Raw genomic sequence first — 14,224 nt, forward strand, 5'->3', positions numbered from 1 at the left:
CAAAAATCAGCCGTGACAAAATTATTTTTTCTCCCCCTGCTGGCCTGTCTGCTGGCTGGATGCGCTTCCCGTGACAGTGAAGGAATCCTGGACCTCCAACCCGAGGACCACATCGTCCTGATCGGGAACAACCTCTGCAGCCGGATGTCGGAGTTTGGCCACTTCGAGACGGCCATCTACCAGACCCACCCCACGGCTGAGCTGACGGTCCGCAACATGTGTGACCCCGGCAATACCGCCGGCTTCCGGCCCCACGCCAGCCGCAACTCCCCCTGGGCCTTCCCCGGGGCGGAAGCCTTCAACCCCGACGTGAGCCGCGACAGCCACAGCGAGGGCTTCTTCCCCTCCGAAGACGAGTGGCTGGATTCCCTGGACGCGGACGTCGTCATCGCCTTCTTCGGCCTTAACGAGAGCTACGGCGGGGCGGCCGGGCTGACGAACTTCGCCCTCGAGCTCGACAGCTTCCTGCGCCACTCCCAGCAGCAGCGCTACAACGACGAAAGCGCCCCCCGGCTCGTGCTGGTCTCCCCCCTCGCCTACGAGAACTCCAGTGACCTGGGCCTGCCCGACGGCACCTCGGAAAACGAAAACATCGCTCGCTACACCCAGGCCATGGCCGACATTGCCGCGGACAACGGCGTACCCTTCGTCGACCTCTTCAGTGTCTCCCGGGAGTGGATGGAAGAAGGCGAGCGGCTGACCACCGACGGCATCTCTCTCAGCGACGCGGGCTATCGGCGACTGGCCGGCTACCTTACCGAGCAGCTCTTCGGGGAAGCCCCGCCGGAGGAAGACCCCGACCTGCTGGCGCGGGTGAAGGATAAAAATCACTTCTGGTTGCTCGACTTCAAAATGCCTAACGGGGTGCACGCTTACGGCCGGCGATACAACCCCTACGGCCCCGACAACTACCCCTACGAAAAGGAAAAGGTGAAGCAGCTCACCGCTAACCGCGACGCGGCCATCCACGCCTACCTGAGGGGGGAAGACTACGACCTGGCCGCGGCCGACGCACTCACCCGCCCCCTGCCCCCCGTGGAGACCAACTACGCCGTGGAACCCGCCGACTCGGTGGAGTACCTCTACGGCGAGGATGCCCTGACCACCTTCACTACGGCGCCGGGCTTCCAGATCGATCTCTTCGCTTCCGAACGGGAATTCCCGGAACTGGCCAACCCCACCCAGATGAACTGGGACGACCAGGGCCGCCTCTGGGTCAGCCTCATGCCCAGCTACCCCCACTACAAGCCCGGGGATGAGCTGCCCAACGACAAGCTGGTGATCCTGGAGGACACCGACGGCGACGGCCGCGCCGACGAGCTCAAGGTATGGGCCGACAACCTCCACCTCCCGGTGGGCTTTGAATTCGCCAACGGAGGCGTCTACGTTTCCCAGGGTACCGACCTGGTCTTCCTGAAGGATACCGACGGCGACGACCGCGCCGACTACCGGGAAACCGTCATGAGTGGCTTCGACGACCACGATACCCACCACAATATCAGCGCCTACGAGGCCGACCCTGGGGGCGGCATCTACATGGGGGAGGGCGTATTCCTCCACACCAACGTGGAAACCCCCTACGGGCCCGTACGGGCCACCAACGGCGGGTTCTACCGCTTCAATCCGGCGCGCCGCCACCTGGAGCGGACGGCCCAGATCTCCATCCCCAACCCCTGGGGCATTATCTTCGACGCCTGGGGGCAGCCCATCTTCGCCCATACCAGCGGGCCCCGGGTGCAGTGGATGCTCCCCTCCACCATCAAGAACCTCTACGGGGTGCAGAACCCCATGGCCCCCGACCTGATCGAGCCCGAGCACCGGGTACGCCCCACCTCCGGACTGGAAATCATCTCCAGCCGCCACTTCCCCGAAGAAATGCAGGGTGACCTGCTGATCAACAATACCATCGGCTTCCTGGGCACCAAGCAGCACCGGGTATTCGACCACGGCGCCGGCTTCGATACCCGCTGGCGGCAGGATCTCGTGACCAGCACCGACCCCAACTTCCGGCCGGTGGACATGGAGTTCGCCCCCGACGGGAGCCTCTACCTGGTGGACTGGCACAACGTACTCGTGGGCCACATGCAGCACAACGCGCGCGACCCCCTGCGCGACCACGTCCACGGGCGCATCTACCGCATCACCTACCCCGGCCGCCCGCTCGTCAAAGCCCCGAAAGTAGCCGACGCCACCATCCCCCAGCTCCTGGAAAACCTGAAGGAACCCGAATACCGGACGCGCTACCGGAGCCGCCGTGTGCTGCGGCAGCGGGACCCCAAGGCCGTGATGGCCGCCGTGCGCCAATGGGTGGACCAACTCGACCCCCAGTCGGAAAACTACCCCGAATACCTGCGGGAAGCCCTCTTCGTCACCTGGGGAGCCAATATGGTCGACCGCGACATCCTGGACGCCGCCAGCCAATCCAACGACTTCCGCCTGCGGGCCGCCGCGGCGCGGGTGGTGCGCTACCTGGGCCACCTGCTGGAGGACGAAACCCGCCGGCTGACCGCCTTCGCCGCCGACCCCCACCCCCGGGTACGGATGGAGGCCATGACCGCCGCCAGCTGGTTGCCCCGGGAGGAAGGTGAAAAAGTACTGGCCGAAGCCGAACGACAAAAGCTGGACGAGTTCGACCGGGAGGTCCTGCTCAACGCCCGCGCCCACCTCTCGAACAAGGCCTACATCGCCCCCGCCGCCAACATCGTCGAGGCGCCGGACAGCCCCATTGCCCGGGCCTACGCCCTCGGGGCCGAGCTCTTCGAGCAGGAAGGCTACTGCGGTACCTGCCACCAGCAGGACGGCCGCGGGCTGGCCGCTACCGGCTACCCGCCCCTGGCGGGTTCGCCCTGGGTAACCGGCTCCAAGGAGCGGCTCATCAAACTGGTGATGCACGGCCTCTACGGCCCCATGGAAGTGAAGGGCAAGCAGTACGACGGTCAAGTACCCATGACGGCCTACGGCGGACTGATGGACGACGAGGAAATGGCCGCCGTGCTGACCTACGTCCGCAACGCCTTCGGCAACGAAGCCCCCATGGTCAAGCCGGAGGAGATCGCCGCGGTACGCACCGCCACCGCCGGCCGCAAGGGCATGTACGAGGCCGCGGAACTGCTGCGGGAGCACCCCTTCCCGGAAGAAGTAAAGAAATAACCTGAGATACCCGATGATGAAAATCCTGACCGGCCTGCTGTTCGCGGCCGTCCTTTGCACCTGCGGCCCCGCCCCCCAGGAAACGGAAGCTGCCGCCACGGCCGTGGATACCGCCCCCCCGAAGATCGTCTTCCTGACCGGCGATGAGGAGTACCGCTCCGAGGAATCCATGCCCATGCTGGCCGACATCCTGGAAAGAGAACTCGGCGCGGAAACCGTGGTGGGCTACTCCCTGGACAGCAACGGCGTGATCGACCCCAACAACCTCTACCACGTCAGTGCCCTCGACGAACTCGAAGACGCTGACCTGATGGTGGTCTTCCTGCGGTTCCGGCAACTGCCCGCCGAAATGGTCCGCAAGATCACCGACTACGCCGAGAGCGGCCGGCCGATCGTGGGCTTCCGCACTTCCACCCACGCCTTCCGCTACACCGAGCCGAAGGACAGCCAGCTGATGGTGCTGAACGACGAGTGGCCGACCAGGGTATTCGGCCAGCAGTGGATCACCCACCACGGCCACTTCGAGGACGGTCACGGGCGGCTCACCGAGGTCAGCCTGGTGGAAGACCGCCGCGACAGCCCCATCCTGAACGGCGTGGAACCCTTCGAGGCCTACTCCTGGCTGTACCACGTGGACGGCGGCCAGTGGAAGCTCAGCGGCGACAGCGATCCCCTGCTCATGGGTCACAGCCTGCGCTCCAATCACGAAGCCAATGGAAAGCTGGACGAGTTCCCCCTGGACAACCCCGTGGCCTGGACCAAGACCTACACCGGGGCGAGCGGCACCCCGGCCCGGGTCTTCTTCACCACCCTGGGCCACCCCTACGACTTCCGGGAGACCTCCATGCGGAAGCTGGCCCTGAACGGCATCTACTGGGCGCTGGGCCGGGAAGCGGACATCCCCGCTGAGGGGGTGAACGCCGACTTTGTCTCCCCCTACGAGCCCAACAATTCCGGCTTCGGGGAGAAGTTCAAGCCGGGGATGCGGCCGGGGGCGTGGTGAGGTGGTCCGTGGTTTAGTGGTCGGACGACTTAGTCGTCCGACGAATTTTCATTGGACCACTTAGTCGTCCATGTGAAACTGGTCGGACGACTTAAGTGGTCCGACCGGTTAGCGGTCGGACCAGTGACCACCGGACCATCCAGGCCAGCGGCCCTAAATTAGGTTCATGAAACCACGCTCCGCCACCGCCCTGCTCAATAAGTTGGCCGACCGGGTGCGGCAGAACGAACACGGCGCCCGTGCCCTGGCCGGGCTACCAGAAACTCAACTCCGTCTCCGGCCCGCCCCCGGCAGCTGGAACGCCCTGGAAGCCGTTGAACACCTGAACTGCACCCACGCCGCCTACTTCCCCCGGGTAGCGGAAGCCCTCGACCGGACGGCGGATTACCCCACCTCACCCACCTTCACCAGCAGCTGGCTGGGCAACCTGATTGCCAGCAGCATGAAACCGGGTCCCCGCAGCCGGGCGGTGCCCACCTTTAACCGGCTCAACCCCCTGAACGAGACGCTGGACCACGGGGTGATCCACCGCTACCTCACCAGCAACCGACGGCTGGCCGCCTTTATCGCAGAAGCCCGCTCGGCCAACCTGACCCGCCTGCATCTTCGCTCTCCCCTGCTGTGGGTGGTCCGCCTTCGCCTCGGTGATTGCCTGCGGCTGCTCGCTTACCACGACTGGCGTCACCTGGAACAGGCCGGTCGCGCGGCGACCACGGGGGTGGTCCATGGCTGAGTGGTCGGACGACTAAGTCGTCCGACGAATTTTCATTGGACCGCTTAGTCGTCCATGCGAAACTGGTCGGACCGGTTAGTGGTCGGACCACTAACCGGTCCGACCACTAAACTTTTTCCCCTTCCGGCTTGCACGGGTTCCCGCCTTGTAATTACATTTGCATCCGCTTAGGTCGGGAACGCCCGGCCCTGCAGCGAAACGGTGCGGTAGCTCAGTTGGTAGAGCAATGGACTGAAAATCCATGTGTCGGCGGTTCGATTCCGCCCCACACCACATGATCCTTGGAGTTCACCATCATCATTCTTGCGTTTCTTGCCCGTCGGCGAGCGTACAGGTGGTGCGGTAAACTTTATACTCCACAAACCTATTGCTCAGAGGTCCGCCGGGAATACCGGTGGGCCTCTTTGTATTTTACCCCAATTCGAAATGTCTACTCCCCCCCTCAGAATTGCCGTTCAGAAATCGGGTCGCCTGCTCGACGAGTCCATCCAGCTCCTGAAGGAGTGCGGCATCAAGATCGACAACGGCCGCGACCAGCTCAAGGCCCCGGCCCGCAACTTTAACGCCGAGATCCTCTACCTCAGGAACAGCGATATCCCCCAGTACATCCAGGACGGGGTGGCCGACATCGGCATCATCGGGGAAAACACCCTCATCGAGAAGCAAAAGGACGCCGAAGTGGTACAGAAGCTCGGCTTCTCCAAGTGCCGTCTGAGCCTGGCTACCCCCCGCGGCAGCCAGTACCAGGGCCCTCAAAGCCTCCAGGGGCGGCGCATCGCCACCAGCTACCCGAACAGCCTGCAGGCCTACCTCGACGAACGGGGCATCGAGGCCGAGATCCACGAGATCAGCGGCTCGGTGGAGATCGCGCCGAATATCGGACTGGCGGACGCCATCTGCGACCTCGTCTCCACGGGCAGCACCCTGTTCAAGAACGGACTGGAGGAGCAGGACATCATCCTGCAGTCGGAAGCCGTCATCGCCGCCAGCCCCCGCATCGACGCCGAGCGGCGCGCCATCCTGGACAAGCTCGTCTTCCGCATCAAGTCCGTCCTGGCCGCCCGCAACCAGAAATACCTGCTGATGAACGTGCCCAACCGCAGCATCCAGGAGGTCATCAAGATGCTGCCTGGCATGCGCTCCCCCACCGTACTGCCGCTGGCCGAGGAGGGCTGGTCGAGCGTGCATACGGTGATCAGCGAGGACCGCTTCTGGGACATCATCGACCGCCTGCGCGACGCCGGCGCCGAGGGCATCCTGATCGTCCCCATCGCGAAAATGATCGTCTGATGCAGATCTACGATAACCCCTCCCGCGACCGCTGGGAGGAACTGCTGCAGCGACCGGCCAGCGACCTGGGCAAACTGGAAGCTACGGTTCGCGAGGTGATGAACCGGGTTAAAGAGGAAGGCGACGCCGCCCTGCGGGAGTACACCGCCCGCTTCGACGGGGTGGAGCTGGACGACTTCTCCGTTCCGGCCGCCACGGTCGAGGCCGCCGCCGACCAGGTTCCCGACGACCTCAAGCGCGCCATCCAGACCGCCCACGACAATATCGAAACCTTCCACCGCAGCCAGCAGACGCAGGTGGAGGAAATCGAAACCATGCCGGGCGTCCGCTGCTGGCGCGAAAGCCGCGGCATCGACCGCGTAGGACTCTACATTCCCGGGGGCACCGCGCCCCTCTTCAGCACCGTGCTCATGCTGGCCGTTCCGGCCCGGCTGGCGGGCTGCCGGGAGATCGTCCTCTGCTCCCCCCCGGACCGCCAGGGCAACATTCACCCCGCTATCCTCTACACCGCCCACCTGTGCGGCGTAACGAGAATCTTCCGCCTCGGTGGCTCCCAGGCCATCGCGGCCATGACGTACGGCACGGCCACCGTCCCCCAGGTCTACAAAATCTTCGGCCCCGGCAACGCCTTCGTGACCGTTGCCAAACAGCTGGCTCTGCTGCAGGGACTGGCCATCGACATGCCCGCCGGCCCGAGTGAGGTGCTGGTTTGCGCGGACGCGGGTGCCGCGGACGCCCATGTGGCCGCCGATCTCCTCAGCCAGGCCGAGCACGGCCACGACAGCCAGGTGGTGCTCGTCACCGATCGCCGCGAAAAGGCCGAAGGGGTCTGGCAGGAAGTCCAGCGCCAGCTCGCCGAGCTGCCCCGCCGCGAACTGGCGGCCCAGAGCATCGCCAACAGCTTCGCCCTGGTCTTCGACGACTGGTCGGAAGCCGCCGACTACGTGAATGCCTACGCCCCGGAGCACCTGATTCTGAGCCTGGCTGACCCCCGTTCGTTCGCCGGCCAAATCCGCAATGCCGGGTCCATCTTCCTCGGCTACCACACCCCCGAGAGCGTGGGTGACTACGCCAGCGGCACCAATCATACCCTGCCGACCTACGGCTACGCCCGGCAGTACAGCGGGGTTAGCCTGGACAGCTTCGTCAAGAAGATCACTTTCCAGGAACTCACCGCCGACGGACTGCGCAACATCGGCCCGGCCGTAGAGACCATGGCGGAGGCCGAACAATTGCGGGCCCACCGAAATGCGGTAAGTTTGCGGTTACGCGACCTGCCCTCCTAAACTCCACGCCACGACGACCATGACGGAAGTTACCCTGCAAGACCTCGCTCCAATCAACCTGGTGGGCCTCTCCCAGCGCACCACCCTGGCCGCGATGGATACCCCCAGGCTGTGGCAGGCCTTCGGCCCGCGCATCAAGGAGGTGGCCGCCCGGGCCGACACCTTCCGCTATGCCATCCGGGAATACCCCGCCGGACCGTCCTCCTTCCGCCTGGAGCCCGACACCGAGTACCGGGAATGGGCCGCCGTGGCCCTGGCCAACGCCGACGACAGCCTGCCCGAAGGGCTGGAATCCGTCAAGATTCCCGGGGGCATCTACGCCTACTGCATCCACCGCGGACTGGCGAGTGAATTCGGCCGCACCCTGGACTACCTCTTCCGCAGCTGGCTGCCCGCCTCGGGCTACGCCGTGGATAATACCCGCCCCCACTTCGAGCGGATGGGGCCCGACTACCGCCTCGACGACCCCGAAGCCACCGAGGAAGTATTCGTACCCGTAGTCGCCGCCACCCCCCAACAACCCTTAACCTAACCACCGGCCGGCAGTAGCGCCCGCCGACAGATTGCGATCATGACCACCACCGAAAACATTACCTGGACCGAAGCCAAGATCAAAGGTCTCGTCCGCCCCAACATCCTCAACCTCACCCCCTACTCCAGCGCCCGCTCGGAATTCAAGGGCCGTGCCGACGTCCTCCTGGACGCCAACGAAAGCCCCTTCGACACCGGGGTGAACCGTTACCCCGAACCCCTGTCGACGGACGTGCGTGAGGCCCTGGCTAAAATCAGGAACGTCCACCCGGACCGCATTTTTCTCGGCAACGGCTCCGACGAGATCGTCGACCAGGTTACCCGGGTATTCTGCATCCCCGGAAAGGATAGCGTCGTAGCCCTGCCCCCCACCTTCGGGATGTACAAGGTAGCCGCGGGCATCAACGACGTGGGTTTCCGGGCGGTAACCCTGCAGTCCGACTTCACCATCCCCGTGGAGGAGCTCAAGGCCAGCTGGGACGACACCACCAAGGTGCTCTGGCTCTGCAGCCCCAACAACCCCAGCGGCAACCTGATGGACGCCGCCGTAGTGGAGGACCTGATCCGCAGCTTCCCGGGTATCGTGGTGCTGGATGAGGCATACATCGACTTCGTCCCGGAAGAAAGCTTCGTGCCCCGCCTGGACGAGTTCCCGAACCTGATCATCACCCAAACCCTCTCGAAGGCGTGGGGCATGGCCGGTGTCCGCCTGGGTGCAGCTTATGCCAGTGAGTTCATCATCACCATGCTGCGGGCGATCAAGATGCCCTACAACATCAACGTCCTCACCAAGGACGCGGCCCTGGACGCCCTGGCCCAGCCGGAAGTGATGCAGTCACGGGTGGATTTGCTCATCCGGGAGCGGCGCCGGCTGGAGCGGGAGCTCGGCCAGCTGCCGATGGTGGACTACATATTCCCCTCCGTGACCAACTTCCTGCTCGTTCGCTTTACGGATTCCGACCGGGTGTACCGCTACCTGCTGGACCAGGGCATCGTGGTTCGGAACCAGAGTTACCAACCCAACGCCAAGAACTGTCTGCGCATCACCGCCGGTACGCCGGAGGAGAATACCAAACTCATCGAGGCGCTCCGCGCCCTGGGCGAGGCGCAGGACTAACCCCCATCTACTCCGCGAAATCAAATCCGCCAGCAAGCTGCGGTGACATTATGCCCCAAAAGATTCTCTTCCTCGACCGCGACGGCACCCTCATCCTGGAGCCCGAAGACTATCAGGTTGATTCCGTCGAAAAGCTCAATTTCTACCCCGGAATCTTCCGTTGGCTGGGCCGTATCGTCCGGGAACTGGATTACCAGCTGGTGATGATCACCAACCAGGACGGGCTCGGCACCCAGGCCTACCCCGAAGATACCTTCTGGCCACCCCATGAACTAATGCGGCGGGCCCTGGCGGCGGAGGGGGTGGAATTCGTGGAGGAGCTCATCGACCGCACCTACGCCCGGGACAATGCCCCCACCCGCAAGCCGAATGTCGGCCTGGTGCAGAAGTACTTGGACGACGAGCGGTACGACATCCCCAACAGTTACGTGATCGGAGATCGCCTCACCGACATGCAGTTGGCCAAAAATATGGGAGCCCGCGGGTTCTGGCTGGCCAACGACCCGGAACTCGGCAACGAGGAACTGAGCGACAGTCCCCTCTCCGCCCTGGAAGACACCATTGCCCTGCGCACCACCAGCTGGAAAGACATCTACCGCCACCTGCGACTGGAAAACCGTACGGCTTCGGTGCGCCGCACCACCAAGGAAACCGACATCAGCATCACCCTGGACCTGGACGGTACGGGCACTACCGACATCCAGACCGGCCTCGGCTTCTTCGACCACATGCTCGACCAGCTGGGCCGTCACTCCGGGTGCGACCTGACGATTCAGGTGGAAGGCGACCTGGACATCGACGAGCACCACACCATCGAGGACACCGCCATCGCCCTCGGCGAGGTATTCGCCAAAGCCCTCGGCGATAAGCTCGGCATCGAGCGCTACGGTTTCTACCTGCCGATGGACGACGCCCTGGCCCAGGTGGGCATCGATTTCGGCGGGCGGCCATGGCTGGTTTGGGACTGCGAGTACCGCCGCGAGAAAATCGGGGATATGCCCACGGAGATGTTCTACCACTTCTTCAAGTCCTTCACCGACGGGGCACGCTGCAACCTCAACATCAAGGTTGAAGGCGACAACGAGCACCACAAGATCGAAGCCACCTTCAAGGCCCTCGCCAAAAGCATCAAGATGGCCAAGCGCCGCGACGTGGATAACATGCGGCTGCCGAGTACTAAGGGGGTGCTGTAAGCCAAATGGACATCGGATGTTGTCAGCGCGCCATTTTGTCAGACATCCGATGTCTTTTGCGGTTATTCTGCCATTTTTGCGGGAATCTTTTTGGCAACAGCCCCAACAATAAAGGGATTGCTGGAGCGACATTTTGTCAGACATCCGATGTCTGACAGGATGACAGCCCACCAACATCCGATGTCTACTCCAGCTAGCACTACGCCCCGGCGCGGCGGCGTTACCCACAGGTGATCCCGAAATTGTTGTGGCTGGTGCTCTGGCTGCTGGCCACCGGTATGGTGACGGCCCAGGTGGCGCCCACGTCCAACCTGCGGGAGCGGACCGTGGCCGTGCATGCGGCCGGACAGCTGGTGGACAGCCTGACCATCGCGCCGGGAAGCCTCGGGGTATTCGCACCCGACGGCCGGCGGATTCCGGAGTCGGACTATATTCTGGAGGGGCGCTACCTGCGGTGGACGAACCCGGATTTACCCGATTCATTGCACCTGCGCTACCGCGCCCTGCCCTTTGCCCTTGACCAGCGCATGAGCCTGCTGGACTCGGCCCAATTGAGAAGGGAGGAAGCCGGACTCGTCATCGGCGCCTACGACCCCTACGTGCGGGCCGGGCTGCTCGATAACACCTCCAAGGTGCAGACGCGGGGTAGCTTCAGCCGGGCGATCAGCTTCGGCAACCGCCAGGACCTGGTGCTGAACTCGGCCTTTAACCTCCAGCTGAACGGCGAACTAGGCAACGGCATCGAGGTGGCCGCCGCCATCACCGACGAGAACCTGCCCGTCCAGCCCGAAGGCACCACCCAGCAACTGCGGGAATTCGACCGCATCTTCATCCAGCTGCGTAAGGACCGCAGCCAGCTCACCGCCGGCGACTACGAACTGCGCAACCCGGACGGCTACTTCATGCGCTACTACAAGAAACTGGAGGGGGCCACCTTCACCACCGTTTCCGGAGAACAGGAAGAGGACGACGGGCAGTGGGAAAACGCCGCCAGCGTGGCCGTGGCCCGCGGACAATTCATCCGCCAAAACATCACCCCCGGAGAGGGCAACCAGGGCCCCTACAAGCTCACCGGCGACGGGGAGCAGCGCTTCCTCATCATCCTGGCCGGCACCGAACGGGTGTACCTGGACGGGGAGCTGCTGGTCCGTGGCCTTGACGCCGACTACGTTATCGACTACAACCTGGCGGAGCTGACCTTCACCACCCGCCGCCTCATCACCCGCGACGCCCGCATCACGGTGGAGTACGAGTACGCCGACCAACGCTACCTGCGCACCCTCACGGCCGGCAGCAGCCGCTATACCCGGGGCCGGGTGACCGGTTACGTCAACCTCTACTCCCAGCAGGACAGCAAGACCGCCACCGGCGACCTACGCCTGACCGCCGCCCAGCGGGAAGCCCTGCGCCTGGCCGGCGACAACCCGGATGGCGTGGCCGTACCCAGCATCGATACCCTCACCGGCCGGGAAGAACTGCGGGCCACCTACGAACTCCGCGACACCGTACTCGGCTGCGCGGTGACCCAGGCCTACCTCGTGAGCAGCAACGACCCCCGGCTCGGGCGCTACGTGGCCACCTTCACCGACCGGGGGGCCGGCGGCGGCCCCTACAGCCTGGACCCCGGCCGCCCGGCCAACGAACGGGTGTATGTATTCGTCGGCTACGACGAGAACTGCCAGCCCCGGGGACGGTTTGCGCCGGAGATCGACCTGGTAGCCCCCCGCCAACAACAGCTGTTCAGCGCCGGCGGGGAATATCGCTTTGGTGACCAGGGCAGCCTGCGGGTGGAGGGGAGCCGCAGCCGGTCGGACCTGAACCGCTTCAGCGACCTGGACGACGGCGACGATACCGGCCACGCCCTACGGCTGGACGTAGACCGCACCCTCCGGCTCGGGTCCGACAGCAGCGGCTGGGCAGTGACCGGCCGGGGGCGCTACGAGTGGGTGGAAGAAACCTTCACCTTCATCAATCCCTACCGCTCGCCGGAATTCTACCGCAACTGGAACCTGAGCAACCGCCTGAGCACCATCCGCCCCGAAGCCGCCGTGGAAAAACTGGCGGGCGGTGGCCTCGGTTTGCTGCGGGCCGGCGTCGGGCGGATCGACTACGACTACGAGCAATTTACTCGGGGTGATGACTACGCGGGACACCGCCACGAGGGGGTATTGCAGCTGCAGGTAAATGGCTGGGAGGCGGCCGGCGGTTACAGCCTGCTCAACAGCCAGGACCGGGAGAGCACCGGCACCTTCCGCCGGCCCAGTCTGCGGTTGAGCAAGGAGTTCGACTTTCTCGGGGGCTGGGAACTCGCGGCCGCCTACAGTGGCGAAAAGAGCATCCGCCGCCCCGGGGGTGGCGACACCCTTTCGGCCCTGTCTTTTCAATACGACCGCTTTACCCTGGGACTGGCCGCCCCGGAGCACGACCGCTACGCCTTCACCCTGAGTGCGAGCCGCCGCGACGACCGCCTGCCCAACGCGACGGAGTTGCGGGCCAGTACCTCCGCCCGGGAAGTGGCCGCGGAAGGCAAGTTCGAGGCCGCCCGTAACCTGCAACTCGGGGGCAATTTCACCTACCGCGAACTGGAAGTGCCCGGCCAGGACCTGGTGGAAGACAAACCCAGCAGCACCTTCCTGGGCCGCCTCGACGTGCGGGCGGATGCCCTGAAGCGGGCCTTCACCAGTCAGACTACCTACCAGGTGGGCAGCGGACAGGAACCGCGAGTCGACTTCCAGTACCTCTACGTCGGTCCCGGACTCGGGCAATATATCTGGCAGGACAGCCTCTACAACAAAGACGGCCGGATCCAGCCCAACGAGATCGAGCTGGCGCCCTTCGCCGACATTGCCGATTACATCCGGGTGAGCGTCTTCAACAACAACTTCATCCGCACCGACAACGTCAGCATCAACCAGCGCTTCAACTGGGACCCCGACCGCATCTGGCGGGGAGCGGACGGCGTCCGCGATTTCCTGCGCCGGTTCGCGGTGAATACGGCGGTGAATATCGACCGCAAGACCCAGGCCGCCGAGGACATCATGCCCTGGAACCCCTTTCAGCTGGCCGTGGCCGACAGCAACCTGGTAGCCCTGAACGTACGGCGGCGGCACGGACTGTTCTTTAACCGCGCCAGCCCGCGCTACGACATCCAACTGTCCAACGACGAACAGCGCAACCGCCGGGTCCTCACCACCGGCTACGAGAGCAGCCGCCGGGAGGAATGGGAACTACGCTTCCGCTTCCGGCCCAACGACCAGCTCAGTCTGGAAGCGGCGGGCATTACGGGCCGGCGGGCCTCCGACTCCGAGCGTTTCAACGAAAAGGACTACGAGATCCACTTCAACCGCCTGGAACCGGGGGTGAACTGGCAGCCGGGGGAATTCAGCTTCAACACCACGGTGGTGGTGGGCCGGGAAGAGAACGTCCTGCCCAGCGGTGCCGGAGAGTTTACCCTGCGCCGGGAAACCCGCTTCGCCGGCAACTACCGCAACTGGATCAATGCCAGCTTCCAGTGGATACAGATCGAATTCGCCAACGGCCGCTCGGGTAGCCCGGTAGGCTTCGCCCTCCTCCAGGGCCTGCAACCCGGTCGCAACCTGCTGTGGAACCTCAGCCTTACCCAGAACCTCGGCGAATATCTCCAGCTCAACCTCCTCTACGACGGGCGACAGACGGGAGAGGCATCCACCGTACACGTGGGGCGGGCGCAGGTTACTGCTCAGTTTTAAGGGGGTGAAGGGGTGAAGGACTGAAGGGGTGAATGGGGTGTTGCACTCTTCCCTCACTTCGTTCGGGTAGGTGCATCACTAAGCGAATGCTACCAGGGCACGCAGCAAGCGCGCAGATAAGCGACGCGGAGACGCAACTGCCCGAGCGGAGCGAGGGACAAATGCCCGCCACCAATTCACTAATTCAATAATT

At 64.3% G+C, this 14,224-nt stretch carries 9 protein-coding genes and 1 tRNA gene; all 10 read left to right on the plus strand.

Going from position 1 to position 14,224, the window contains the following annotated elements:
* The first annotated feature begins 12 nt into the window (after positions 1 to 12).
* The 10 genes from CGL56_RS15615 to CGL56_RS15660 all read left to right on the plus strand — a co-directional run bounded on the left by CGL56_RS15615 (position 13) and on the right by CGL56_RS15660 (position 14,031).
* A complete protein-coding gene (locus CGL56_RS15615) occupies positions 13 to 3,150 on the plus strand; it encodes a PVC-type heme-binding CxxCH protein (protein ID WP_099107515.1) in 3,138 nt (1,045 codons plus the stop codon).
* A gap of 13 nt (positions 3,151 to 3,163) precedes the next feature.
* A complete protein-coding gene (locus CGL56_RS15620; protein ID WP_099107516.1) occupies positions 3,164 to 4,153 on the plus strand; it encodes a ThuA domain-containing protein in 990 nt (329 codons plus the stop codon).
* Positions 4,154 to 4,319: 166 nt separating this feature from the next.
* Positions 4,320 to 4,886 (plus strand): DinB family protein, encoded by a 567-nt coding sequence (locus CGL56_RS15625; protein ID WP_099107517.1) that lies wholly within the window; start codon positions 4,320 to 4,322, stop codon positions 4,884 to 4,886.
* Positions 4,887 to 5,086: 200 nt separating this feature from the next.
* Positions 5,087 to 5,159, plus strand: a tRNA-Phe gene (locus tag CGL56_RS15630).
* A 153-nt stretch (positions 5,160 to 5,312) separates the two neighbouring features.
* Positions 5,313 to 6,176, plus strand: coding sequence for an ATP phosphoribosyltransferase (hisG, locus tag CGL56_RS15635; protein ID WP_099107518.1), 864 nt, complete (start codon positions 5,313 to 5,315; stop codon positions 6,174 to 6,176).
* A complete protein-coding gene (hisD, locus tag CGL56_RS15640) occupies positions 6,176 to 7,462 on the plus strand; it encodes a histidinol dehydrogenase (RefSeq protein ID WP_099107519.1) in 1,287 nt (428 codons plus the stop codon). Before hisG ends, hisD begins: the two co-directional genes overlap by 1 nt.
* A gap of 19 nt (positions 7,463 to 7,481) precedes the next feature.
* Positions 7,482 to 7,994 (plus strand): GyrI-like domain-containing protein, encoded by a 513-nt coding sequence (locus CGL56_RS15645; RefSeq protein WP_099107520.1) that lies wholly within the window; start codon positions 7,482 to 7,484, stop codon positions 7,992 to 7,994.
* Positions 7,995 to 8,033: 39 nt separating this feature from the next.
* Positions 8,034 to 9,110, plus strand: a complete 1,077-nt coding sequence (gene hisC, locus CGL56_RS15650) for a histidinol-phosphate transaminase (protein WP_099107521.1) — start codon at positions 8,034 to 8,036, stop codon at positions 9,108 to 9,110.
* Between the two features lie 50 nt (positions 9,111 to 9,160).
* On the plus strand, positions 9,161 to 10,303 hold the full coding sequence (gene hisB, locus CGL56_RS15655) for a bifunctional histidinol-phosphatase/imidazoleglycerol-phosphate dehydratase HisB (protein ID WP_099107522.1): 1,143 nt from the start codon (positions 9,161 to 9,163) through the stop codon (positions 10,301 to 10,303).
* A gap of 230 nt (positions 10,304 to 10,533) precedes the next feature.
* The gene (locus tag CGL56_RS15660) at positions 10,534 to 14,031 is read left to right on the plus strand and encodes a hypothetical protein (RefSeq protein ID WP_143470752.1); all 3,498 of its coding nucleotides are present in this window, start codon (positions 10,534 to 10,536) and stop codon (positions 14,029 to 14,031) included.
* Positions 14,032 to 14,224: the final 193 nt, after the last annotated feature.

The organism is Neolewinella marina (assembly GCF_002631205.1).
Taxonomy (GTDB): Bacteria; Bacteroidota; Bacteroidia; order Chitinophagales; family Saprospiraceae; genus Neolewinella; species Neolewinella marina.